Annotated in this window: 23 protein-coding genes; 8 read left to right on the top strand and 15 right to left on the bottom strand. The window is 71.3% G+C overall.

Annotation, left to right across the window (positions count from 1 at the left end; genetic code table 11):
• Positions 1 to 174: 174 nt before the first annotated feature.
• The 5 genes from FNH08_RS05540 to FNH08_RS05520 are packed head-to-tail and all read left to right on the top strand — an operon-like array spanning position 175 to position 5,615.
• Positions 175 to 1,512, top strand: coding sequence for a sugar ABC transporter substrate-binding protein (locus FNH08_RS05540; protein ID WP_152770114.1), 1,338 nt, complete (start codon positions 175 to 177; stop codon positions 1,510 to 1,512).
• Entirely contained in the window at positions 1,509 to 2,456 is a 948-nt protein-coding gene (locus tag FNH08_RS05535) for a carbohydrate ABC transporter permease (RefSeq protein WP_152770113.1), read from the top strand. The genes FNH08_RS05540 and FNH08_RS05535 overlap by 4 nt, the downstream gene beginning before the upstream one ends.
• Positions 2,453 to 3,424 carry a carbohydrate ABC transporter permease gene (locus tag FNH08_RS05530; protein ID WP_152770112.1) on the top strand — a complete coding sequence of 324 codons (972 nt, stop codon included), beginning with the start codon at positions 2,453 to 2,455 and terminating at the stop codon, positions 3,422 to 3,424. The genes FNH08_RS05535 and FNH08_RS05530 overlap by 4 nt, the downstream gene beginning before the upstream one ends.
• Before the next feature lie 26 nt (positions 3,425 to 3,450).
• Complete coding sequence (locus FNH08_RS05525) at positions 3,451 to 4,359, top strand: 5-dehydro-4-deoxyglucarate dehydratase (RefSeq protein WP_152770111.1); 909 nt, start codon at positions 3,451 to 3,453, stop codon at positions 4,357 to 4,359.
• Entirely contained in the window at positions 4,356 to 5,615 is a 1,260-nt protein-coding gene (locus tag FNH08_RS05520) for a glucarate dehydratase family protein (protein ID WP_152770110.1), read from the top strand. The genes FNH08_RS05525 and FNH08_RS05520 overlap by 4 nt, the downstream gene beginning before the upstream one ends.
• Here FNH08_RS05520 and FNH08_RS05515 read toward each other — a convergent pair.
• The 9 genes from FNH08_RS05515 to FNH08_RS05475 all read right to left on the bottom strand — a co-directional run bounded on the left by FNH08_RS05515 (position 5,596) and on the right by FNH08_RS05475 (position 15,886).
• Positions 5,596 to 6,759: an esterase-like activity of phytase family protein gene (locus tag FNH08_RS05515; RefSeq protein WP_152770109.1), complete on the bottom strand. Its 1,164-nt coding sequence runs from the start codon at positions 6,757 to 6,759 to the stop codon at positions 5,596 to 5,598. The genes FNH08_RS05520 and FNH08_RS05515 overlap by 20 nt on opposite strands.
• A gap of 73 nt (positions 6,760 to 6,832) precedes the next feature.
• Positions 6,833 to 7,768: an ABC transporter permease gene (locus tag FNH08_RS05510; protein ID WP_152770108.1), complete on the bottom strand. Its 936-nt coding sequence runs from the start codon at positions 7,766 to 7,768 to the stop codon at positions 6,833 to 6,835.
• Positions 7,765 to 8,877 (bottom strand): ABC transporter permease, encoded by a 1,113-nt coding sequence (locus tag FNH08_RS05505; RefSeq protein ID WP_152770107.1) that lies wholly within the window; start codon positions 8,875 to 8,877, stop codon positions 7,765 to 7,767. The genes FNH08_RS05510 and FNH08_RS05505 overlap by 4 nt, the downstream gene beginning before the upstream one ends.
• Positions 8,874 to 10,463, bottom strand: a complete 1,590-nt coding sequence (locus FNH08_RS05500; protein ID WP_152770106.1) for an ABC transporter ATP-binding protein — start codon at positions 10,461 to 10,463, stop codon at positions 8,874 to 8,876. Before FNH08_RS05500 ends, FNH08_RS05505 begins: the two co-directional genes overlap by 4 nt.
• Before the next feature lie 18 nt (positions 10,464 to 10,481).
• Entirely contained in the window at positions 10,482 to 11,576 is a 1,095-nt protein-coding gene (locus tag FNH08_RS05495; RefSeq protein ID WP_152770105.1) for a BMP family lipoprotein, read from the bottom strand.
• 117 nt (positions 11,577 to 11,693) lie between these two features.
• Positions 11,694 to 12,641: a purine-nucleoside phosphorylase gene (gene deoD, locus FNH08_RS05490; RefSeq protein WP_322723762.1), complete on the bottom strand. Its 948-nt coding sequence runs from the start codon at positions 12,639 to 12,641 to the stop codon at positions 11,694 to 11,696.
• Complete coding sequence (locus FNH08_RS05485; protein ID WP_152770104.1) at positions 12,638 to 13,387, bottom strand: glutamine amidotransferase; 750 nt, start codon at positions 13,385 to 13,387, stop codon at positions 12,638 to 12,640. The genes deoD and FNH08_RS05485 overlap by 4 nt, the downstream gene beginning before the upstream one ends.
• Positions 13,388 to 13,479: 92 nt before the next feature.
• The gene (locus FNH08_RS05480; RefSeq protein ID WP_152770103.1) at positions 13,480 to 14,535 is read right to left on the bottom strand and encodes a LacI family DNA-binding transcriptional regulator; all 1,056 of its coding nucleotides are present in this window, start codon (positions 14,533 to 14,535) and stop codon (positions 13,480 to 13,482) included.
• Complete coding sequence (locus tag FNH08_RS05475; RefSeq protein WP_152770102.1) at positions 14,525 to 15,886, bottom strand: amidohydrolase; 1,362 nt, start codon at positions 15,884 to 15,886, stop codon at positions 14,525 to 14,527. Before FNH08_RS05475 ends, FNH08_RS05480 begins: the two co-directional genes overlap by 11 nt.
• 123 nt (positions 15,887 to 16,009) lie before the next feature.
• Here FNH08_RS05475 and FNH08_RS05470 point away from each other — a divergent pair, with 123 nt between their 5' ends.
• Together FNH08_RS05470 and FNH08_RS05465 are read left to right on the top strand one after the other, a co-directional pair.
• Positions 16,010 to 16,393 (top strand): DUF779 domain-containing protein, encoded by a 384-nt coding sequence (locus FNH08_RS05470; protein ID WP_322723760.1) that lies wholly within the window; start codon positions 16,010 to 16,012, stop codon positions 16,391 to 16,393.
• 76 nt (positions 16,394 to 16,469) lie between these two features.
• Positions 16,470 to 17,699, top strand: coding sequence for a phosphodiester glycosidase family protein (locus tag FNH08_RS05465; protein WP_322723758.1), 1,230 nt, complete (start codon positions 16,470 to 16,472; stop codon positions 17,697 to 17,699).
• 43 nt (positions 17,700 to 17,742) lie between these two features.
• Here FNH08_RS05465 and FNH08_RS05460 read toward each other — a convergent pair whose 3' ends face one another.
• From FNH08_RS05460 to FNH08_RS05435, 6 genes are all read right to left on the bottom strand, one after another.
• Positions 17,743 to 17,937 carry a hypothetical protein gene (locus tag FNH08_RS05460; protein WP_152770100.1) on the bottom strand — a complete coding sequence of 65 codons (195 nt, stop codon included), beginning with the start codon at positions 17,935 to 17,937 and terminating at the stop codon, positions 17,743 to 17,745.
• A gap of 122 nt (positions 17,938 to 18,059) precedes the next feature.
• Positions 18,060 to 18,920: a phosphatidylinositol-specific phospholipase C/glycerophosphodiester phosphodiesterase family protein gene (locus FNH08_RS05455; RefSeq protein WP_152770099.1), complete on the bottom strand. Its 861-nt coding sequence runs from the start codon at positions 18,918 to 18,920 to the stop codon at positions 18,060 to 18,062.
• A gap of 190 nt (positions 18,921 to 19,110) precedes the next feature.
• A complete protein-coding gene (locus FNH08_RS05450) occupies positions 19,111 to 20,214 on the bottom strand; it encodes an acyl-CoA dehydrogenase family protein (RefSeq protein ID WP_152770098.1) in 1,104 nt (367 codons plus the stop codon).
• The gene (locus FNH08_RS05445; RefSeq protein WP_152770097.1) at positions 20,211 to 21,392 is read right to left on the bottom strand and encodes an acyl-CoA dehydrogenase family protein; all 1,182 of its coding nucleotides are present in this window, start codon (positions 21,390 to 21,392) and stop codon (positions 20,211 to 20,213) included. The genes FNH08_RS05450 and FNH08_RS05445 overlap by 4 nt, the downstream gene beginning before the upstream one ends.
• Positions 21,389 to 22,366, bottom strand: a complete 978-nt coding sequence (locus tag FNH08_RS05440) for an NADPH:quinone oxidoreductase family protein (protein ID WP_152770096.1) — start codon at positions 22,364 to 22,366, stop codon at positions 21,389 to 21,391. Before FNH08_RS05440 ends, FNH08_RS05445 begins: the two co-directional genes overlap by 4 nt.
• Positions 22,367 to 22,583: 217 nt before the next feature.
• A complete protein-coding gene (locus FNH08_RS05435) occupies positions 22,584 to 23,180 on the bottom strand; it encodes a helix-turn-helix domain-containing protein (RefSeq protein ID WP_152770095.1) in 597 nt (198 codons plus the stop codon).
• 77 nt (positions 23,181 to 23,257) lie between these two features.
• Here FNH08_RS05435 and FNH08_RS05430 point away from each other — a divergent pair, with 77 nt between their 5' ends.
• A complete protein-coding gene (locus FNH08_RS05430; protein ID WP_152770094.1) occupies positions 23,258 to 24,205 on the top strand; it encodes an NAD(P)/FAD-dependent oxidoreductase in 948 nt (315 codons plus the stop codon).
• Positions 24,206 to 24,233: the final 28 nt, after the last annotated feature.

The raw sequence follows: 24,233 nt of genomic DNA, 5'->3' as shown, positions 1-24,233 counted from the left end.
ACCCCAGCCAGCCCCCGCCCCGGAGCCTGGGCGTAGCCCAGGGACTCACTCTCCAGGGGCCGGTGAAAACTTTCGGACACAACCTTGACACGTGACTGAATCCAAGTCTTAGCTTGCCTCCGATTATTTAGATTCATGAAGCGAGTTCATGTACGTGAACGGAGGTACTCGCTCATGGGTGCTAGCCACCGGCGCCACCGGCGCCGACGCCTGGCCGCCGCGCTCACCACCGCAGGGCTCCTGTTCGGAACGGCCGCCTGCGGCTCCGGCTCCGACGCCGCCGACAGCGGCAACCCGAACACGCTCGAGGTCTGGACCCGAAGTGGTCCGGACTCCGCCGCCACATACGAGCGCGTGTTCGCCGCCTTCACCAAGAAGACCGGCATAAAGATCGACTATCAGCCGGTCCCCAACTTCGACCAGCAGCTCCAGAGCCGGGCGTCCACCAAGGACCTGCCCGACGTCATGATCAACGACACCGCGCTGATGGGCAGTTACCAGCGTCAGGGGCTGCTGAAGCCGATCGCCCCCGACTCGATCGCCGGTCACGGACAGATCACCGACAAGAGCTGGTCCTCCACGGTCGGCCTCGACGGCAAGCACTACGGCATCCCGTACTCCCGCCAGGCCTTCACCCTGATGGTCCGCAAGGACTGGCGCGAGAAGCTGGGCCTGCCGCAGCCGAAGACCTGGCAGGACATGCTGACCCTCGCCAAGGCCTTCGCCACCCGTGACCCGGACGGCGACGGCAAGAAGGACACGTACGGCATGGTCGTCCCCGGCAGCGCCCAGAACGGCTACGTCACCTGGTGGGGCGCCAGCTACCTGTGGCAGGGCGGCGCGCAGATCATCAAGCCCGACGGCGACGGCGGGTACAAGCCGGCCATGGACTCGGCGGCAGCCGTCCGCACCGTCACCTGGCTGAAGAAGAACCTCTTCTGCGGTGACAACGGTGTCATACAGCCCGGCGGACTCACCTCCGTCACAGCCACCGCCACCAACTTCCAGGACGGCAACGCCGGCATGTACCTCACCGGCCCCTACAACATCGTCACCTTCGACGACGCGCTCGGAAAGGACAAGTACGAGGTCCTCCCCGCCCCCGCGGGCCCGGCCGGCTCCACCGTGCTGGCCGACGGCGAGAACATCTACTTCGGCGCCCGGACGGGGAAGGCGAGGCAGGAGAAGACGCTCGCCGCGTTCCTCATATCCCCTGAAGGGCAGCGGCTCGCCATGACCGGCAAGAACCAGCCCGTCGTCCGCATCCCCGTCAACTCCACGCTCGACGCCGCGAAGGTCCGCGACGACGCCCGCTGGAGCGTGGTGCAGAAGGCGTACGAGAACGCCTCCCAGCAGTTCCCCAACGCCCCGGACTTCGCCCCGGTCAAACAGGACACGGCCGACAGCCTCAACGCGCTGTTCACGTACTGCGGCAGCGACGTCCGCTCCGGTCTGAAGGAGCTGAACGACACCCTCGCCGGTGACCTCAAGGACCAGGACCTGTTGAAATGACCGCTACCGTGACCACGCCGGGCGCCCCGACCCGGCAGCGCAGAGCGCTTTCCCAGCGGGCCTTCGGGAAGATCGCCCTCAGCAGGAAGGCCGTACTCCCCTGGCTGTTCCTCGCGCCCGGCCTGCTGCTCGCCCTCGTCTTCAAGTTCGTCCCCATGGGCAAGGGCATCTGGCTCAGTCTCTTCGAGGTGCGCCCGTTCCTCGGCGACAAGTGGGTCGGCCTCGACAACTACACCCGGGTCCTGTCCGACCACCGCTTCCAGGACGCCATCGGCCACACCCTGGTCCTCGGCATCGGCCAGTCGCTGGGCGCCATCGCCCTCGGCTTCCTCCTCGCCCTGCTGCTGGAGGGCCAGGCCCGCTCGCTGAGGATCGTCCGCACCGCTGTCTTCCTGCCCGTCGTCACCGCGACCGCGGTGGTCGGCGAGTTGTGGCGGCTGATGTACTACCCGACGTCCGACGGCCTCATCAACAGCGGCCTCGGGTTCCTGGGCCTCGGGCCCGTGCCGTTCCTCGACAACCCGGACACGGCTCTGTGGGCGACGATGGCCATGGGCATCTGGATCTGGGCGCCCTACAACATGGTGATCCTCCTCGCCGGGCTCGCCGGCGTCGACCGCCACCTCTACGAGGCCGCCGCGATGGACGGCGTCTCGCTCTGGCAGCGCCTGCGCTACGTCACGCTGCCCGCGATCCGCCCGGCCCTCGGCATCGTCCTCGTCCTCGCCGCCATCCGCGGACTACGCGTCTTCACCGAGGTGTACGTCCTCACCGGCGGCGGCCCGGCCGGCTCGACCGACGTGTGGATGACCCGCGCCTACACCCTGGGCTTCACCCGCAACGACATCGGCAGCGCCTCGGCGGCCTCCGTGGTGCTGCTCTGTGTGACGCTGCTGCTCACCGTCACGGTCAACTACTTCCGCAAGAGGGGAGACGTGCGATGAGCGCCCCCGCCATCGACCCCGTTCAGACGCCGTCCGGGAAGCCCGGGAAGTCCGCGAAGCTCTCGGTCTCCCTCACCGGACGGAGTGGCGGGCAGCGCCGTACCACCCCCGCCCGTTTCGACACCGCCCTCGGCTGGAGCGACCGTCCCGGACCTGCCTGGGCCCTGCGGATCCTGCTCTGCGCGATCGCGCTGGGAGTCTTCGCGGCACCGTTCCTGACGATCCTCTCCGGTGCCCTCAGCACCCACCCCAGCGGCTCGTCGCTGTCCTTCTTCCCGCACGACGCCACCCTGCTGAACATGCGGGTGGCGGGCGAGCGCGGCATCTGGGACTACTTCTCCAACTCCCTCGTCATCGCGGGCGGCGGACTGCTCCTCCAGCTCGTCGTCTGCACGCTCGCCGCGTACGCGCTGGCCCGGCACAGATTCCGCGGGCAGGCCCTCGTCCTGACGCTCTTCATGCTGACGATGATGCTCCCCGAGGAGGTCATCGCCATCCCCCTGTCCCTGGTCCTCGGCCATGTGCCGGTCCTCGGCCTGGACCTCAAGGGCACTGTCTGGGGCGTGATCCTGCCGCTCGGCGCCTGGGGCTTCTCGGTGATGCTGCTGACCGAGTTCATGAAGGACATCCCCGACGAGATCGAGGAGGCCGCCCGCCTCGACGGCGTAGGCGAGCTGCGGATGCTGTGGCAGGTCGTCCTGCCGCTGTGCAAGCCCGCGCTCGGCGTGGCCGGCGTGCTCGGCTTCATCATGATCTGGGACCAGTACCTGCTGCCCCTGATCGCCGCGAAGGACCCCACCGACTACACGGTCACCGTCGCCCTGGCCGTCCTGCGCACCGACCCCGAGGTCGGCTCCGGGGTGGTGCTGGCCGGTGCGGTCATCGCGCTCGTACCCAGTCTCGTCGTCTATCTGCTCCTCCAGCGCTCGCTCGTCACCGGCATCGCCGCCGGTGCCACGAAGGGCTGACCCACCCCGCCACCTTTGAGGGAGACATGAAGTTCCAAGGAGTGCTGTTCTTTCCGGTCACGCCGTTCGCCCCGGACGGCTCGCTGGACGAGGAGCGGCTCGCCCAGCACATCGAGTCCGGTGTCGCGGCCGGTGCGGGCGGCGTCTTCGTCGCCTGCGGCACCGGTGAGTTCCACGCGCTGTCGAGCGAGGAGATCGAGCGGGCCACGCGCGTCGCGGTGACCACCACCGCGGGGCGCGCGCCCGTCCTCGCCGCGGCGGGAGGCCCCGTGCCGGTCGCGCGCGACCAGGCCGCCCGGATCGAACGCGCGGGCGCCGACGGCATCCTGCTGCTGCCGCCGTACCTGGTGAGCGCACCGCAGCAGGGCCTCGTGCGGTACGTGAGAGAGGTGACGGCGGCCACCGGCCTGCCGGTGATCTTCTACCAGCGCGGCACGGCCCGGCTCACCGAGGCCACGGCCGCCGAGATCGCCGCGCTGCCGTCGGTCGTCGGCCTCAAGGACGGTCTCGGTGACATCGAGCGTATGCACCGCATCGTGCGGGCGGTGCGTGCCGTGCCGGGCACCGAGGACTTCCAGTTCTTCAACGGCCTGCCCACCGCCGAGATGACCGCGCCCGCCTACCGCGGGATCGGCGTCGAGCTGTACTCCTCGGCGGTGTTCGCGTTCGCCCCGGAGATCGCGACAGCCTTCCACCGCGCCCTGACCGAGGGCGACGAGGCGCTGGTCGCCACGCTCCTCGACGACTTCTACGAGCCGCTCGTCGAGCTGCGTGACGAGGTCCCCGGATACGCCGTCTCGCTGATCAAGGCCGGAGTGACCCTCCGCGGCCTGGACGTGGGCGGCGTACGGGCACCATTGCTGGACCCCGCGCCTGAGCACGTGGCCCGGCTGACGACACTGATCGACCGCGGACTGGAGGCGATTCACGCATGAGCAGCACCCCGGGCACCCGTATTCGCGAGCTGATCGTCACCCCGATCGCCTTCCGCGACCCGCCCCTGCTCAACTCCAACGGCGTCCACGAGCCGCTCGCGCTCCGCAACATCCTCCAACTCGTCCTGGAGGACGGCACGGTGGGCCTCGGCGAGTCGACGGGCGGCGCCGTACGCCTTGAACGGCTCATGGCCGCGGCGAAGGCGGTCGTCGGCATGGACGTCTTCGACACGACCGCCGTCTCCGCCGCGATCGACGCCGCCCTCCTCGCCACCGTGCCCAGCTCCCACGAGCGCGGCTGGACCACCTCGGCCGTCGAGGTGGCCTGCCTCGACGCGCAGGGCAAGCTGCTCGGGCGTCCGGTCAGCGACCTGCTGGGCGGCAGGGTCCGTGACGCGGTGCCGTTCGCGGCGTACCTGTTCTACAAGTGGGCCGAGCACCCGGCGCTGGACGGCCGCCCGGCCGTGGGCGACGACTGGGGCGAGGCCCTCGACCCGGCGGGCGTCGTCGAGCAGGCCCGCCTGATGCGGGAGCGGTACGGCTTCAGCTCGTTCAAGCTGAAGGGCGGGGTGTTCCCGCCGGACGAGGAGATCGCGGCCATGCGGGCCCTCGCGGAGGCGTTCCCCGGACAGCCGCTGCGTCTGGACCCGAACACGGCGTGGACGGTGGAGACGTCGAAGTACGTCGCCCGCGAACTCGCCGACGTCCTCGAGTACTTGGAGGACCCGACCGCGACGATCCCCGGTATGGCGGAGGTGGCCAAGGACTCCTCGCTCCCCCTGGCCACCAACATGTGCGTGGTCGCGTGGGAGCACCTGAAGCCCGGGATCGAGCAGAACGCGATCCAGGTGCTCCTCACCGACCACCACTACTGGGGCGGGCTGCGCCGTACCCGCGAACTGGCCGCGGTCTGCGAGGCGTTCGGCATCGCGCTGTCGATGCACTCCAACTCACACCTCGGCATCAGCCTCGCCGCCATGACGCATGTCGCCGCGGCCATCCCCAACCTCGACCACTCCTGCGACACGCACTACCCGTGGAACTCGGCCGACGACGTGATCGTCCCGGGCACCCTGGAACTGCGCGACGGAGCGGTCAGGGTCCCGACGGGCCCCGGCCTCGGTGTGGAGCTCGACCACGAGGCCCTCGACCGCCTCCACCGCGTCTACCTGGACTCCGGGAGGCGGGGCCGCGACGATACCGGCTACATGCGCCGTTTCCAGCCGGACTACGAGCTCAGGCTCCCCCGCTGGTGACCCATGGTCGTACGGCCAGCAGGTGGAACTTCGTGGTGCCGCCGTTGAAGCCGAAGTTGTCGTCGGAGACGAGGACGAGGGAGCGGGAGCCGTCGGGCAGGACGGGGCCCCAGGTGATGCCCTCGACGTTGTCGGCGTCTGTGCCGGAGGTGGTGAAGTCGAAGAGCAGCTTCTTTCGCATGGGCGTCTCGGTGCCGGACAGGGCATGCTCGCCGCTCACCTCGGTCGCGCCGCGCGTCGTGGTCCAGTAGAGGCGGATGGCGAAGCCGACACCGGAGGCGAAGGACCGTTCCACGGTGATGAAGTCGGTGCGGCTGATCGCGAGGATCTCGGAGACGCCCCGGTCGGAGGAGAAGGTGTTCACCGGCGGGGGCAGCGGGGCGGTCGCGGCGTCCGAGACCGGGTCGACCTCGTAGACGTACTGGGCCTCGGGTCGTCCCGTCCGGCGGTCCGAGACCAGCAGCCGGGAGGGGCTCCCGCTCGTCAGGCTCGCGGCGGGGCCGTCCTGGACGAGGGCGTTCTCGGTCACGGTGACGGCTTTCCTGCCGTCCGGGGTGAGGGTGAGGCCCTCCAGCGCCTGGTTGTTGCGGACGCCGGCGACGAGCTTGCCGGCGCCGTCCCGGACCGGGGCGTAGGCGTCGGGCAGGGGCAGCTCGCGGCGGTACGCGCCCTCGGGGCCGGCCTCGCGCAGGAACGCCGGCCGGCCGGAGCTGGAAGCGCCCTCGCTGGTCCACAGCAGGCTCCGGCCGCCCGGCGTCCAGCGGATCGACTCGGGGTCGACGGCCTTCGTCGCGAACGGCTCGCCGTCGGTGTCGTCGAGAACCGTCAGGCCCTCCACCACGGGCTTCGTGAACGCGCCGCCGCGCAGGGGCAGACGCAGGGTGTAGAAGCGGGCCTTGCCGTTCTCCGAGCGGTCGTCGCTGATCGCCACGTACTCGCCGGACCGCCGGTCGTAGTCGATACCGGAGAGCCCGCCGAACGGCATGCCGTCCTCGGTGGTTCCGGCCGGGACGGTGAGCGTGTCCAGGAGCCGTACGGCCGGGGGGCGTTCGTGCGGAGCCGCCATCGCGCTCGCGGGGAGGACCGCGCTGAGGAAGGTGGCCGCCGCGAGGCCGCCGAGGAGGGTGCGATGTCCGTGTCGCATGGTTCTTCTTTCCGGGAAGGGTGGGCAGGGCGGAACCACCGCGTGGCGGCACGGTGCGGGTGTGGAGTGGATGTCACATGGAGGCGGCCGTGACCTCCCCGGCGCCCCTGCGCTTACGGCGCCAGGCGTACACGGCGAGCGCCACCAGCGTCAGCGCGTAGGGGATCGTCGAGACCAGCTGCGGCGGCACGTCCAGGGTGCCGAGTTGTACGGCCAGCGCCTCCGCCGCGCCGAAGCCGAGCGCCGCCAGGAAGACACCCCAGGGCCTCAGGCCGCCGAGGAACACGGCGGCGAGGGCGATGAAGCCGCGCCCCGCGGTCATGTCCCGTACGAAGAAGGACACGTAGCCCATGCTGAGGAAGACCCCGGCGAGTCCGGCGAGGGCACCGCTCAGCGCGAGGCCCGCGTACTGGACGCGCCGTACCGCGATGCCCACGGAGGCGGCGGCCTCGGGCATCTCGCCGACGGCGCGCAGGTGGAACCCGAAGCGGGTGCGGTAGAACAGCCAGGCGACGGCCGGGGCGGCCAGGAAGGCCAGCCAGGTGACCGTGTTCTGGCCGCTCAGCACGTCCCCGAGCACGGGGATGCTCTCGATGCCCGGCAGGGCGACGGTCGGCAGGGTGCCGCTCTTCAGACCGGACGTGCCGCCCTTGTCGTCGAGGAAGGTGAAGACCGTGTAGGCGGTGGCGCCCGAGGCGAGCAGGTTGAGGCCGATGCCCGCGATGATCGCGTCGGCGCCCAGCTCCAGGCGCAGCGCGGCGAGCAGCAGACCGAGGAGCGCGGCGACCGCGATCCCGCACACCGCTCCGGCCGTCACCGAGCCGCTGTACCCGGCGACCAGCGCCCCGGTGCAGGCGGCGGAGAGCATCTGGCCCTCCAGGCCGATGTTGCTGATCCCGGCGCGCTCGGCGACGAGTCCGCCGAACGCGGCGAGCAGGTAGGGGGTGGCGACCCGCAGCACCGCCGCGAGGAAGGCGCTGCTGAGGACGACGTCGAGGACGGAACTCATCGGACACCCGCCTGTCTGCGCGCGATGCGGCGCTTGAGGAGGTCCGGCAGGGCCTGGGCGGTGACCAGCAGCACGATGACCGCCTGGATGACCACGACGATCTCGGTACCGACGTCCGTCTGCTGTTCCATGATGTCTCCGCCGGAGCGCAGGTACGAGTAGAAGAGCCCGGCGACCACGACGACCAGCGGGTTGTTGCGGGCCAGAAGGGCCACGACGATCCCCTCGAAGGCGAGGCTTCCGGCGAGGCCCGGTTCGAGGCGCCCGTACACGCCCTGCACGAGGTGCGCCCCGGCCAGACCCGCCACGGCGCCGCCGATGACGAAGCTCCACTCGATGGCGCGGGGCACGCGGATGCCGCCGTACTCGGCGAAGTCGGGGTTGGAGCCGGTCATCCGGATGCGGTAGCCGAGCGGGGTGCGGGTGATCAGCAGCCACAGCGCGACGGCCGTGAGCAGCATCAGCACGAAGCCCGTGTTGGCGCGGCCCAGGGGCACACCGAACCACTCCTGGAGCGGGGTGAGCGCGGAGTCCGGCCGGATGGGGTCCGAGTGCACGGCGGTGCTGCCGGGCTGCTTCAGCGGGCCATTGACCAGGTAGTCGTAGACGCGGACGGCGATGGCGTTGAGCATCAGCGTGGCCACGATCTCGTTGGCGCCGAGCCGTGCCTTCATCGCGCCCGGCACCAGGCCCATCCCGGCGCCCGCGGCGGCAGCGGCGACGAGCGGCACGATCACCGCGACGACGGGCGGCAGCGGCACGAAGATCGCCACCATGGCCGCCGCCAGTGCCCCGGCGTACAGCTGGCTCTCGGCACCCAGGCTGATCTGCCGGGCCCGGAACGGGATGGCCACCGACAGCCCGAGCAGCGTGAGCGTGGTCGCGTCCTCCAGCCAGCGGCCCACCCGGAAGGAGCGCTCCAGTGGCCCGGTGAGCATCGCCTCGTACGCCCGTACCGGGTCCTTGCCGGTGGCGAGCATGACGACGAAGCCGATCGCGAGGGCGGCGAGGATGGTGGCCAGGGTCATGCTGAGGTCGACGGCGAGGTCACGGCGCCGGGTGGCCCGGTAGGCGCGGCGGTCCTCGGTCTCCACGAGGGTGGCGGTCATGCCCTGGCCCCCTCGCCGGCCGAGTCCTGCCCGGCCGTCAGCCGCTCCCTGTCGTGCCGCTCCACGCCCAGCATGCAGAGCCCGACCCGCTTCTCGGTGAGCCCGGTGGTGTCGTCGAAGCGGGCGACCAGGCCGCCGTCCTTGATCACGAGCAACCGGTCGGAGAGGGCGAGCAGTTCGGTGAGGTCGGCGGAGATCAGCAGCACGGCGGCGCCCTGGTCACGGGCCTCGACGAGCCGCTCGTACATGAACCGCATGGCGCCGACGTCCACTCCGCGCGTGACCTGCGAGGCGATCAACAGGCGTGGCCCGGCGGAGAGTTCGCGGGCGACGATCACCTTCTGCATGTTGCCGCCGGACAGGGAGCGCACGGGGACCGACGGGTCGGGCGTGCGGATCGCGTAGTCGGAGATCAGCTGTTCGGCGTGGGCGCGCACGGCCTTCGGCCGCAGGATGCCCCGGCGGGCGAGGGGCGGACGGTCGTGGCGGTCCACCACGAGGTTGTCCGCGATGGACTCGTCGAGGGCGGCGCCGTCGTGCAGCCGGTCCTCGGGGACGTAGCCGACGCCCGCACCGCGGTGCCCGGCTACGTCGAGTCCGGCGGTGTCGGTGCCGTCGACGTGGACCGTGCCCGCGGTGGGGCGGCGCAACCCGGCGAGGATCTCGGCGAGTTCGGTCTGCCCGTTGCCCTCGATGCCGGCCACGCCGACGATCTCCCCGGCGGCCACGTCGAAGTCGAGGCCGTGCAGGGACTGGCCGGTCACGGCGCGGTACTCCAGGTTCCGTACGCGCAGGGTCGTTCCGGCCGGGCGGGCGGGGGCGCGCTCGACGTCGAGGGACAGGTCCCGTCCGACCATCATCGCGGCCAGTGAGCGCTCGGTGGCGTCGGCGGTCGCGACGGTCGCGACCAGGGAACCCGCCCGCATCACACTCACCTTGTCGCTGATCTCCCGTACCTCGCGCAGTTTGTGGGAGATGAACAGCACCGTCATGCCGCCGTCGCGCAGCCGGCGCACCGCGGCGAACAGGTCCTCGGTCTCCTGCGGGGTGAGCACGGCGGTCGGCTCGTCGAGGATCAGGACGCGGGCCTTGCGGTGCAGCGCCTTGAGGATCTCGGTGCGTTGCCGCATGCCCACGGACACCTCGTCGACGCGCGCCACGGGGTCGACGGCGAGGCCGGACTCCTGGGCGAGCCGCGCGGTGGTCTCGATGGCCGCCTTCACGTCGACGAGGCCGCGGCGGCCGGGTTCGACGCCGAGGACGACGTTCTGGGCGACGGTGAAGGACGGCACCAGCATGAGGTTCTGGTGGACCATGCCCACGCCGAGGGCGATGGCCGCGCCGGGGCCGCGCAGCACCCGTGGCCGGCCGCCGATCAGGATCTCGCCGGAACTGGGCTGTTCCAGGCCGTAGAACAGCTTCATCAGGGTGGACTTGCCGGCGCCGTTCTCCCCGACGACCGCGCGGATCTCGCCCGGTGGGACCTGGAGGTCCACTCCGCGTACGGCGCGCACGCCGTTGCCGTAGGTCTTGGTGACCGCGCGGGCGGCGACGGCCGCTCCGGCGTCACCCCATGACTCGTTCATCTCGCGAGGCGCTTCCGGCTAGAGGGCGCTGGGGACCGTGACGGAGCCGGACTTGACCTTGTCAGCGGCTTGCTGGAGTGCGGTGCGGGTCTTCTGCGGGACCAGCTCCTTGAAGTGGTCGTCGTTCACGTAGCCCACGGCGTCGTCGGCGAGGCCGACCGTGTCGACGGCGCCGTACTTCAGGGAGTCCTTCTTGTCGTCCTGCGCGGCCTTGTAGAGGGCGTTGCCGACGTTCTTCAGGATGGAGGTGACGACGGTGTTCTTCTGGGCCTGGTCGGTGAGGGTCTGGTACTGGTCGGAGTCCACGCCGAAGGTGTAACGCCCGGCGCTGACGGCCGACTCGAAGGTGCCGAGTCCGGAGAGCCCGGCGACCGGCCACACCAGCGCGGCGCCCTGGCCGTACATCGCGGTGGAGATCTCCTTGCCCTTGGCGGGGTCGCCGAAAGGCTTGTCGCCGCCCACGTACTGCACGAGCACGTCGGAGTTCTTTCCGCCGGCGTCCTTGAATCCGGCCTTGAAACCCACGACGAAGTCGTCGATGACGGGAATCTTCACTCCCGGCATGACGCCGACCTTCTTCAAGGATTCCGCTCCCTTGAGGGATTTCCCGGCCACCAGCTTCTCGGCGAGGAATCCGGCGAGATAGCCGCCCTCGTTCTGCTTGAAGGTCACGGAGTAGACGTTCTCGCACTTGTTGGAGCACGTACCGTTCTTGCCCGTGTAGTCGACCGGGGCGTCGAAGAGCCAGAACTTCTTGTCCGGGTATTGCGGGGCGAGTTCGCCTATGTAGTCGGTGACCTCGAAGGTGCCGGCGGCCAGGATGTCGTAGTCGTCGGCCGCGGCGGCGTCCTCGAAGCCGGGCTCCCACTTGGTGCGGTCCGAGCCCAGTTCCACCACCTTGAGCTCGTAGCCGAGGTCCTTCTCGGCCTTCTTCAGCCCCTCGTAGGCGGAGTCGAAGAACGACTTGTCGCCCAGTCCGCCATTGATCACGAGTTTGATGCGCGGCTTTCCGGACGCCGCCGCTCCGGAGTTGTCGTCGCCACCCGATCCTCCGCACGCGGTGAGGGCGAGTGCCCCCGCCACCGCGAGGGCGGCGCTTCTTCCGTGTCGCATCATCATTCTCCTGGTCGGTGAGTGGCCGATCATTGTTTCCTGCCTCGGTATGCGTTGCGTTGACAGTAGGAAGTGCAAAACGTTTTGGCTACGTCGCTGGGTTTCGGTCTGATTACCTCAAGGAGAAATTCGGACATCGCCGAGCAGGGCCGCCGCGGCGATGCGCACGGCCCGGTCGAAGCAGGTCTCGCGCTCGGCGGCGGAGAGGGCCTCCTCGGTGCGGAGGTGGTCGGAGGCCGTCAGCACGGCCAACGCCTCGCCGCCCTCGGTGGCGGCCACGGCGTACAGTCCCGCCGCCTCCATCTCCACGGCGAGCGTGCCCCTGCGCTCCAGCGCGTCGAAGAGGGCGGGACGGTCGAGGTAGAAGTGGTCGCTGGTGAACACCGGGCCGATGTGCACCGCGGCCTCGCCCTGCTGCCCCGCCGCGTTGGCGGCCGCGCGCAGCAGGCCGTAGGAGGGCGTGTGCGAGAGGCTCACGCCGTCGACGAGGACGCGGCTGATGCTGGAGTCGGTGTGCGCGGCCGAGGCGATCACCACGTCCCGCACGGCCACCGTGAGCGGCAGCGCCCCGGCGGTGCCGACCCGGACGATCCTGCGCACGCCGTAGTGCCGGAACAACTCCGTCGCGTAGATCGACACGGACGGGATGCCCATGCCGGAGGCGAGGACCGACAGGGGCTCGCCCCGGTGGGTGCCGGTGTAGCCGAGGACGCCGCGGACGTCGGTGACCAGCCGCGCGTCCGCCAGAAACGTTTCGGCGATGCGCCGGGCCCGGCGCGGGTCTCCGGGCATGAGGACGAGCGGGGCGAAGTCGCCGGGGCCGGCGGCTATGTGGGGTGTGCCGGTCACGGGGCCGTGGCCGGGCCGGGTGCCGGTGACCGGGCTCGCGCCGGATTGGTCGCCGACGGCCCGCTCGCGCTCGGCCCGGTCGGCGGGCACGGCAGCGTCGGGCACGGCAGCGTCGGGCACGGCAACGGCGCGCTCGCCTCCGTCCCGGGCGCCGGGCGCGGTGGGCGCGTCGTGCCGGTCGGCGGAGCCGCCCGACACCTGGTGTCCAGCCGTCACAGCTCCGCCCCCGCCAGCCAGCGCACCAGCCGGTCCCACAGCTCCGCGTACCCGTCCCAGGCCAGGAACGGCGGCGGCGCCCAGTGCGGTGCCACGTCGGAGGTGAACGCGGCGGACCTGCCCGCGCCATGGCTGCCGACCGCGAGCAGCGGATGCCCGGCGCACTCGGCCAGGAGTGCGGCCTCCTCGCGTACGGCGACCTCGTTGAGGCCGAGCAGCGCCGGCCAGGCCCGCTCCATGCCCCGTACGACCGCGTGCTCGCCCACCACCTCGGGCACGGCGCCCGCCGGGAGCTCCACCCGGTCGTCGCGGTCGAGCATCACCACCGGCAGCGCGGCGGCCAGTGGCGTCCGGCCCCAGCGGGCGCGGGCGTCGATGCCGCTGAAGGTGAGGTAGCCGCCGATCATCAGCACCCCGCCGCCCCGCTCCACGAAGTCCCGCACCAGCTCGGAGCGGTCCGGGGCGGGTACGGAGGCGCTGAAGGTCTGGGGCGGCAGCTGGAAACTGTTGGCGCCGACGTCGCTGATGACGACGACGTCGTACGTGTCGAAGCCGTCGGCGGAGTCCGGCACGCGCGTGGGTATCTCGTGCGAGGGCACGTACGTCACGTCGTGGCCGCGTGAGCGCAGCGCGTCGAGGAAGACGCCGCCGCCCTCGGTGTACTCCGCGGTGTGGAAGGCGTCGAAGCCCTTCTGGTGGACCGTGTACGTGAACCAGGACTCCCCGACGACGAGGACTCTGGGCATGGCGAACCGCCTTTCGGGCAGGGCAGGTTGGGGCAGCGTGGCACGGGGCGCAGCCGCGTGGAACGGTGTCTTGGGGCGCCCGGAGACAGGGGTCAGCGGTGTCGTAGGGCGGTGGCCGGGGCCGTGCTGCCCCGTACCTTCAGCTCGACGGGAAGCGTGTGCCGGGACGCGGGCGGGACCTCGCCCCGGGTGACGTACTGGAGGAGTTGCGCGGTGGCGGTGCGGCCCACGTCGTAGGCGGGCTGGTGCACGGTGGTCAGGGGCGGGTGGGCCAGTGAGGCGGCGCGGATGTCGTCGAAGCCGGCCACCGAGATGTCGTCCGGCACCGACAGTCCGGCCTCCCGCAGCGCGGTGAGGGCGCCGAACGCCATCAGGTCGTTGGCCGCGAACACGGCCGTGCAGTCGAGGCCGCCCCGGTCGAGGAGGTCGGCGACCAGGCGGTAGCCGGAGCTCTCCTTGAAGTCGCCGACGCGTTCGACGACCTCACCCCCGAAGGCCCGGACGAAGCCCTGCGCACGGGCGACACCACTCTTCAGTGCGCGCGGGCCGGTCAGCATCAGGGCCCGCCGGTGACCGAGCGCCCGCAGGTGCTCGCCGACCAGCCGCCCGCCCGCCTCGTGGTCCGCGGTCGCGATGAGCGCGCCCTGAAGCCCCTCGACCTCCTCGTCGGCGAGCGCGATGGGGAACTTGCCCATCAGGGCCTCCAGCCGCCTGCGCGACGGCGGGGAACCCGAGGCGTACACCATGCCGTCGATGAACCGGCTGCGGATCATGCCGAGGTAGCGGTCCTCGCGGTCGGCGTCGAACTCGGTGTTGCACAGGATCAGTCCGTAGCCGAGGTCGTGGGCGGCGTCCTCGGCGCCCTTGGCCAGCTCCGCGAAGAAGGTGTTGCTGATGTCGGGGATCAGCAGGCCGATCACCGAGGTGGAGCCGGCCTGGAGGCTGCGGGCGAGCGAGGCCGGGACGTAGCCGAGACGGTTGACGACGCTCCGGACGCGGGCGGCGGTGTGCTCGTTGACCGGCCGGTTGCCGCTCAGGACGTGGGAGACGGTGGTGGGGCTGACGCCCGCGGCGGCGGCCACGTCCTTGATGGAGGCGGGCCGTCGGACGGACACCTGGCGGCCCACCGTGTACGGCTCAGGGGGCATAGTGCTGGACCGCCGTCCCGTGGGAGGTGTCGAGGACGCGCGCCACCACCGCGTCGGCCTCGGCCAGCAGCTCGCTCTCGTCCATGGTCAGCAACTCGCCGTCCCGCATCAGGACCCGGCCGTCGACGATCACCGTGCGCACGTCGGCGGCTCGGGCGCTGTACACGAGCGCGGCGCGCGGGTCGTGCAGCGGACGGCAGTGCGTACCGGACAGGTCGGTGAGGACGATGTCGGCGCGCATGCCCGGCTCCAGCGCTCCGATCCGGTCCTTCAGGCCGAGGGCGCGGGCACCGCCGCGCAGGGCCAGTCGCAGGGTGTCGGAGACCGTCATCCACGTGGCGTCCCGCACGGCCTGCTTCTGGGTGAGCGCGACGAGCCGGAGCGCCTCCCACACGTCGAGGGTGTTGTGACCGGCGGCGCCGTCCGTCCCGACAGCCACGGTGACTCCGGCGGCGAGCAGGTCGCGGACCGGGGTCAGCGGGGACAACGCGTGCTTGAGGTACACCTTGGGGCAGCAGGCCACGGCGGTGGAGTCCGCGTACTCGGCCAGCAACGGGAGGTCGTCCTCGACGATGCCGCAGCCGTGCGCGATCAGGGCGCCGGCGGCCAGCACGCCGGTCTCGTGCAGTACCCGGATCGGCGTGATGCCGCGCCGCTCCAGGCTGGAGTGTGTCTGCTCCAGGTGCTCGGCGGCGTGGATGTGCATCCGCACCCCGAGCCGTCGCGCGTGCCCGGCCAGGGTCCGCAGGTCGGCGTCCTCGACGGTGTACGGCGCGTGCGGCCCGAGCGAGACGGTCACCCGTCCCCCGGCACCGCCGTGCCACTCCTCGGCGAACCGTACGGTCGACTCCAGGGCCTCCTGGCCCCTGTTGCTGAAGTGGGTGGGCGCGATGTCGGCCCGCAGCCCGCTCTCGGCGACCGCCTCGGCGATCTGTTCGGGGAAGAAGTAGTGGTCGGCGAAGGTCGTGACCCCGGATCGGATCATCTCGGCACAGGCCAGCCGGGCGCCGAGCCGTACGTCGGCGGGGGTCAGGTTGCTCTCCATCGGCCAGACCCGGTCGTTGAACCAGCCCTCGACCGTGACGTCCTCGGCGGCGCCGCGCATCAGCACCATCGGGCTGTGCGTGTGCGCGTTGACCAGACCGGGGACGGCGAGCAGCCCGCGCCCGTCGATCACGTCCGCAACCTCGTGTGCTGCCATGCCGGTCGGCCGTATCTCCTGGATGACACCGGCCGCCACCACGATGTCCCGCGCCCGCAGGACCTCGCACTCACCCGTCGGCGGGACGCGCAGCACGTCGCAGCCGCGCACCAGGAGGCGGCCCGCCGACGGGGTGGTTCTGTCACTCATGCGGCACAAGCTAGGCATCCAAAACGTTTTGCACAACCATCGCTTTTCGCGCCACGGAGGTGCAACCTCGGTGCAACGTGGCTGGTGCTTGGCTGGCACCGCCGACCCGAGGAGTGATGCCCCGTGACCGACCCGGAGACCGCCCCGGCGACCGATGTCGTCCCCCGCGTCGAGCTGACCCCCGCGGCCGCCGACCTCCTGAGGCGGCTGCGTGCCGCTCACGGGCCGCTCATGTTCCACCAGTCGGGCGGCTGCTGTGACGGCAGCGCGCCCATGTGCTACCCGGAGGGCGAGTTCCGCACGGGCGGCTCGGACATACTGCTGGCCGAGCTGGCGGTCGAGGGCATGGACGAGCCGGTGTCGTTCTGGATGTCGCGGAACCAGTACGAGGTGTGGAGCCACACGCGGCTCATCGTCGACGTCGTCGAGGGCCGGGGCAGTGGCTTCTCCCTGGAGGCACCCGAAGGAGTGCGTTTTCTGATCCGTTCCCGAGTCGTCGGCGCATAGCCACCGTCACGGCGCCCGCGGTCTGGTCCACTGCCCCTGAGTCCTGGGACAGTTGACGAGACATCAGGGGGTCGCCGTGACGCGTCGGTTCGGACGGTTCAGAACGGTACTGACGGTTCTCGCGGTCTGGAACGTACTGGCCGGTGCCGCCCTCGTGGGCGCGACGCCGGCCAGTGCTGCGCCGGACGCGACCGAGATCGCGCCCGGTGTCGAGTACACCGACTTCGACATCGCGGCGGCGAACGGTGTGGCGCACGCGCACGTGCTGAGCGTCGATCTGCGGGACAAGCACGTACAGGTGGGTCTCCTGCACCCCGGAGCGGTGGCGGCCCGGGCGACGATCTCACGGCTCGCCGACTCGGCGGGTGCCGTCGCGGGGGTCAACGGCGACTTCTTCAACATCACCGAGACCCAGCACCCGGGCGTCGAGGCCACGGGCGCCTCGGTCGGCCCGGCGGTCGCGGCCGGGCACCGCCTCAAGGCCGCGGTCCCGAACGGTCAGCGCTTCGGCCCGGCCCTGCCGCCCGGCACGAATACCGAGCAGGTGTTCGGTGTCGGGACCGACCGCACGGCCCGTCTGGACCGGCTCGTGCTCGAAGGCTCGATCGGAACGACCGAGGGGACCCTGCGGCTGCGCGGCCTCAACCAGTACGCGCTGCCGGAGGGTTCCATCGGCGCGTTCACCTCGGACTGGGGCGCGGTTTCCCGGGCGCGGGCCGTCTGCGGCACGGACACGGACCGGGCGGCTCCGTGCAGCACGGACACGTACGAGGTGATGGTCACCGGTGGCCGGGTGGTGTCGGCGGCGGATTCTCCGGGCCGTGGCCCCATCGCCTCCGGCACGACCGTCCTGGTCGGCCGGGAGGCGGGCGCCCAGCAGCTGCGCAAGCTGTCGGTGGGCGAGAAGGTCACCGTACGGCACCGACTCGTGGCCGCGAAGTCGCGCGTCCCGTACGCCTTCGCGATCGGCGGCTATCCGGTCCTCACCGGCGGACGGCCGCTGCCGGGCCTCGACGCCAGGGTCTCTGCCGTGCGCACCGCTGCCGGCATCGCGAACGGCGGGCGCCGGATGCTGCTGCTCGCCCTGGACGGGGCGGCCGAGTTCCGCACCGGACTCACCATCGCCGAAGTGGCCGACACGATGCGGGAGTTGGGCGCGACGGACGCGTTCAGTCTGGACGGCGGCGGTTCGAGCACGCTGGTCGCGCGCGCATCGGGCGCGGCCGGCGTCTCCGTATGGAACCACCCCAGTGGCAGCGCCGAACGTCCCGTCCCGAACGGCATCGGGGTGTTCTCGAACCCCTGACCGCCAAGCCCCTGACCGCCAAGCCTCTGACCGCCGACGGGCGTCACGGTTTGAGGCTGCTCACGATGTCCGCCGTGGCCGTGATCCCGTTGTGGATGGTCGGGGCCATGCTCGAACTGGCCAGGCAGAAGCCGAGCAGGATGCAGACCACGGCGTGCGACAACTTCAGTGCGCCGTTGCGCAGGAACACCACCGCCAGGACCAGCAGCAGCAAAATGACCGAGATGGACACGACCATCGTCAACCTCCTCCGCCACGTCCGCTTCGCGGCGTTCGGCCGCAAGTGTGGCGTAGCGGAGGGTTCGTCCGTGCGGCTGACGTGTCCGCCGAACGTGTGGTGTCCGCCGTCCGTTTGTCCTACTACCGCTCGTGCGCGTCCAAGAAGGCTTCGAGTCCGGCGAGATCGTCGGTGTTGAGGTGGTCGACACCAGCGGCGAGGAGTTCGCCCCACAGCGCGTCGCGGGCCGCGCCCGGCGCGTCGGGGGTCGCCCAGAAGCGCACCCGCTGCCCCCGCTTGTGCGCCGTGGAGACGATGGAGCGCAGCTTCGTCCGCTCGGCGTCCGGGAACGGACCCACGCCCAGCCAGGTGAAGTTGAGCGTCCAGTTGTCGCTGATCAGCGGGACGAACGAGGCGGGGGCGGAGGTACCGAGGTCGGTGAGGCGCCCGTCGTAGAAGGCACGGCGCACGGTCTGCGCCTCCATGGGCGTGCGGGCGGCGCGGTCGCCGGAGATGACGGCGGTGACCGGGCCCGGGTACACGCGGCCGTGCGCGTAGGTCGTGAACAGGTGCCGGTAGCGCCGCAGATGGCGGTCGAGCTCCAGGTACGTCGACGAACCCTCGGTCTTGATGTCGATGAGGAGCTGCAAGGACTTGCGGTGCCCCCGGTACACGGACCCCTTGTTGGCCTTCACGCGGGCCGCGAGCGGGTCGAGGTAGAGGGATTCGAGGGTGCGGGACGGGTCGAGGTCGACCGGGTCGTGGGCGACGAGGAGTTGTCCCTCGACGAGGTAGATGTCGGCCTCGACGCTTCCGAAGCGGTGGTCGAGGGCGTCGAAGAGGGGACGCGGGTGCTCGTAGTCGTTGTGCGCGTGGGCACGCCACAGCGGTCGCGGGCCGTGCTTCCCGTCGCCCGCCCACGCGTGGGTGGCGGGGAGGGCGACGGAGCCCGCGAGGGCGGCGCCGAGGGTGGTGAGGGCTCTGCGGCGGGTGGTGAGGGCCATGCTCTGCCTCCCTGGTAGTGCCGTACGGGACTCCAGCGAGTATGAGTTCCTGTATGGCCCGATGTGGAGGCGTGTGCGGGGAGTTGGCCGGACTGCCGCTGTGCGTTCACCTGGGTGGCGCGCGGGTCAACGACAAGACCCGCCCTGTGGAGAGGGCGGGCCTTTCGCCGAACCGGCAGGCTACGCAGGCCTATCGGGGCGCCGGGAGATCCACGAGCCCGGCCAGCGACTCACGGTGACCGCCCGCCGTGCCGTACGCGATCGCGTCGGCCTTGGCGCGCTTGAGGTACAGGTGCACGGGGTGCTCCCACGTCATACCGATGCCGCCGTGCAGCTGGAGGGCCTCCTCGGCGGCGTGGACCGCGACGGGCGCGGCGTAGGCCTGGGCCACGGCCACCGCCACATCGGTGTCGTCGCCGGTGGCGAGGGCGCCGGCGGCGTTGCGTGCCGCGGCCCGCAGGTTCGCGACCTCCAGCCACAGCTGGGCGAGCCGGTGCTTGAGCGCCTGGAAGCCGCCGACGGGCCGGTTGAACTGCTTGCGCTCCTTCAGGTAGCGGACCGTCTCGGTCAACGTCCAGTCGGCGAGGCCGAGTTGTTCGGAGGCCAGCAGTCCGGCTCCGGCGCGCAGGGCGCGTTGCACGGCGGCTTCCGCGTCGCCGAGCAGTCGTCCCGGCGCCCCGTCGAGGGCGACCTTCGCCAGCGGCCGGGTCAGGTCCAGGGACACCTGTGGCGTGACGGTCGCGGCGGAGGCGTCGACCGCGTACAGACCGCCGTCGTCGGCCGGCACCAGCAGCACATCGGCGACGGCGGCGTCGGCGATGGCGGTCAACTCCCCGTGCAGGGTGCCGTTCTCGTGCCGGACGACCTTGTAGGCCCCGCCCGGCGCGACGTTCAGCGCGACGGCCAGGGCACCGATCGTCCGTCCCGACGCGAGCTCGGCGAGCAGGTCGTCGGCCGCGCAGGCCAGCAGCGCCTCGGTGGCGACGACGGCGCTGGTGAGGTACGGCACGGGGGCGACCGCGCGGCCCAGTTCCTCCAGCACGACGGAGGTCTCGCGGTGCGTGGCACCCTGGCCGCCCTGCGCCTCCGGCACCAGGAGTCCCGCGAGGCCCATGCCGTCGGAGAGCGCCTTCCACAGCTCCAGGTCGTGGGGCGCGTCCGACTCGGTGCGCACGATCACGCTCGCCGCGTCGCAGTGGTCCGTGAGCAGGTCGCGGACGGCGGCGCGCAGCGCCTCTTCCTCCTCGGTGTACAGCAGGTCGGGCTGCGTGCTCGCAGGGCTCTCGGTGCTCATCGGGCGAGGTCCTTCCACGCGACGTCCTTGTCGGTGCGCGGCTCGGCGGGCAGGCCCAGGACGCGCTCGGCGACGATGTTCAGCAGGACCTCGCTGGTCCCGCCCTCGATGCTGTTGCCCTTGGAGCGCAGGTAGCGGTAGCCGGCGTCGCGGCCGGTGAAGTCCACGAGTTCGGGGCGCCGCATCGTCCAGTCGTCGTACGACAGGCCGTCCTCGCCGAGGAGTTCGACCTCCAGACCGCTGATCTCCTGGTTGAGTCGGGCGAACGCGAGCTTCATGCCGGCGCCCTCGGGGCCGGGCTGGCCCGCGACGAGCTGCTGGCGCAGCCGCTCTCCGGTGAGTCGGGCGACCTCGGCCTCGACCCACAGCTTCAGCAGCCGCTGGTGGAGGTCGTGGGTGCGCAGTTCGGGGCGTTCGCGCCAGGTCTTCGAGACGGGGCCGATCATGCCGCCCTCGCGGGGCAGCCGCATGCCGCCGATGGCGACGCGTTCGTTGTTCAGCGTGGTCTGGGCGACCCGCCAGCCGTCACCGATGTCGCCGAGGCGGCGGGAGTCGGGGATGCGGACGTCGGTGAGGAACACCTCGTTGAACTCGGCCTCGCCGGTGATCTGCCTGAGCGGCCGCACCTCGACGCCCGGGTCGGTCATGTCGCAGATGAAGTAGGTGATGCCTCGGTGCTTGGGCACGTCCGGGTCGGTGCGGGCGATGAGGATGGCCCAGCGGGCGATGTGGGCGCTGGACGTCCACACCTTCTGGCCGTTGACGACCCACTCGTCGCCCTCACGAACGGCACGTGTGCCGAGTGCGGCGAGGTCGGACCCGGCACCGGGCTCGCTGAAGAGCTGGCACCAGACCTCCTCACCGGTCCAAAGGGGCCGCAGATATAGCCGCTTCTGCTCCTCCGTCCCGAAGCCGAGGATCGTCGGCGCCGCCATGCCGAGGCCGATGCCGATGCGCCGTGGGTCGTTGTCGGGGGCGCCCGCCGCCTCCAACTCGGCGTCCACGACGGCCTGGAGGGAGCGCGGCACGCCGAGCCCGCCGAGGCCCTCCGGGTAGTGCACCCAGGCCAGTCCCGCGTCGAAGCGGGCCCTGAGGAAGTCCAATCGCTCGGTGGTGGCCGGAGGGTGCGCGGCCAGCAACTCCTGGGTGCGGCGGCGCAGTTCGGTCGCGTCGGTCATGCCGCCGCCCCCTCGGTCAGGCCGGGGAGCACGACGACCCGGCCGGTGGTGACGCCGTCGGCGACGCGCTGCACGGCGGCGGCCCCGCCGCCGAGCGACACGCGCTCACTGACCAGCGGCTTGATCGCACCCCGTGCGGCCAGCTCGGTGAGCTGCTCGTGGCAGTGCAGGACCAGCTTCGGGTTCTTGGTGTTGTAGAGGCCCCAGTGCAGGCCCAGGATCGAGTAGTTCTTCACCAGGGCGTGGTTGAGGGCCGGGCTGGGGATCGACCCGCTCGCGAAGCCGACGACCACGATCCGGCCCTCGAAGGCGACCACCTTGGTGGACTGGGTGTACGCCTGCCCGCCGACCGGGTCGTAGATCACGTCGGCGCCGCGTCCGCCGGTGGCCTCCTTCACGGCGGCGATGACGTCCTCGGCGCGCCGGTCGATGACGACGTCGCAGCCCAACTCCCGGGCCACGGCCGCCTTGTCGGCGCCGCCGACGACACCGATGACGGTGGCGCCGGCGGCCTTGCCGAGCTGCACGGCCGCGCTGCCGACCCCTCCTGCGGCAGCGTGGACGAGCAGCGTCTCCCCGGCCTCCAGACCGGCACGCCGGTGCAAACCGAACCAGCCCGTCTGGTAGCCGATGTGCAGTGCGGCGGCCTCGGCGTCGTCGAGCGCCTCGGGTGCCGGCAGCAGGGCCGCGGCGTCCGCGACGGCGTACTCGGCGAGTCCACCGAACGGCAGCGCGGGGTTGGCGATGACCCGGCGCCCGTCCTCGGTCTCGCCGCAGATCTCCACGCCGGGCGTGAACGGCAGCGGGGGCCTGACCTGGTACTGGCCGCGGCACAGCAGGGCGTCCGGGAAATTGATGTTCGCCGCGCGCACCTTCAGCAGGACCTGGCCGTCACCGGGGGTGGGCCGCTCGACGTCCACGAGCCGCATCACCTCGCTCGGCTCGCCGTTCTCGTGCACGTGCCATGCCTGCATGGGGGCCTCCACGGGACTGCTCTGCCTAAGGGTCCTCGCACTATGCCCGCCCGGGTCGCGCGGCCTGGCACCGCACCTCGCCGCGTTGCCGGAGCGCCTTGCGATGCACGGCACCAGACCACGCGACCTGATCGGACGCTCATAGTGCGAGGACCCCTTACCGGGGTCGCACCACATACTAAGCGGTTGCTTGCCGATCAGGGAACCGCCTCGTACGTCACGACCTCTTGGGCCGCGCCCGTACGTGCATCCGCTCCCCCTGCGGCCCGAACAGGCTGAGGAACTCCACGGGCCCCTCCCCCGTCGACCCGAAGGCATGCGGCACCCGCGTGTCGAACTCGGCGGCCTCCCCCGCCGTGAGCACCACGTCGTGCTCGCCCAGCACGAGGCGCAGCTTCCCGGACAGTACGTACAGCCACTCGTACCCCTCGTGCGTGCGCGGGTCCGGTTCGAAGGTGCGCTGTGGTTCGAGCACCTTGTACGCCTGGAGTCCGCCGGGCTGGCGGGTCAGCGGCCAGTGGGTGCGGCCGTGCATCTCGATCGGTTTCGCCCGGATCCGGGGGTCCCCCACCGGTGGGGCGCCGACCAGTTCGTCCAGCGGCACCTGATGGGCCCGGGCGATGGGCAGCAGCAGTTCCAGGCTGGGCTTGCGCAGCCCGGACTCCAGCCGCGAGAGGGTGCTCACGGAGATACCGGTGGCCTTGGACAGGCCGGCGAGCGTCGCACCGCGTTCCTTGCGGACGCGTCGCAGCCGGGGGCCGACCTCCGCGAGCACTTCGTCCGTGTCGTCACCCGTACGACTGTCGTCACTCATACGGTTATTGCAGTTTCGGCAAGCGTGTTTGTCAATGCGGCAGCGCTCGGGCGACTGTCTCCGTGGAGGTGGTCACCATGACCGGAAAGACCGACGCGTACGAAGTGATCGTCATCGGCGGTGGCGCGGCGGGACTGTCCGCCGCGCTGATCCTGGGCCGGGCCCGGCGCCGGACGCTCCTCGTCGACGCGGGCGAGCCGCGCAACGCGCCCGCCGCGCACATGCAGGGCTATCTGTCGCGGGACGGCATGCCACCGGCGGAGTTCCTCGCGGTGGGGCGCGAGGAGGTGGCGTCGTACGGCGTCGAGATGGTCCACGACATCGCGCTGGACGTGACACCTGGTGAGGGCGCGGAGGGCTTCGCTGTGCAGCTGGCGAGCGGCCGGACCGTGCGCGCCCGGCGGCTGGTCGTCGCCACGGGGCTGGCCGACGAGCTGCCGCCCGTCCCCGGTGTCGCCGAGCGCTTCGGGCGGGACGTCATCCACTGCCCGTACTGCCACGGCTGGGAGGTCCGTGACCGGCCCTTCGGCGTGCTCGCCACCTCGCCCATGAGCATCCACCAGGCACTGCTGGTCACCCAGTGGTCGAAGGACGTGACCCTGTTCCTGCACACCACCAACGAGGCGGACGTCCCGGACGAGGACCTGCGCAAGCTGGCGGCCGCCGGTGTGGACGTCGTGCCCGGCGAGGTCGCGGAGCTTGTCGTCGAGGACGACCGGGTCACCGGGGTTCGGCTCGCCGACGGCACCGTCCACGCGCGGTCGGCCGTCTTCGTCGCACCCCGCTTCGTCCCGCGCACGGCGCTGCTGGAGGGGCTGGGCGCGGAGATGAAGGAGACCCCCTTCGGCATGGCCCCGGTGGTCGACGAGACCGGGCGTACCACGGTGCCGGGCGTGTGGGCGGCGGGCAACGCGACGCTCATGACCCAGCAGGTCGTGCACGCGGCCGGGGACGGCTACAAGGCGGCGGCCACGATCAACAACGAGATGGTCATGGAGGACATCGAGGCCGCCGTCCGGGTGTAGACCGGCCGCCTCCGTTGCACCATGGAGG

This window comes from Streptomyces spongiae (assembly GCF_009377185.1).
GTDB lineage: Bacteria > Actinomycetota > Actinomycetes > Streptomycetales > Streptomycetaceae > Streptomyces > Streptomyces spongiae.
Note: the sequence above shows the minus strand (reverse complement) of the source record. Positions and strands in the feature narration are given on the sequence as shown.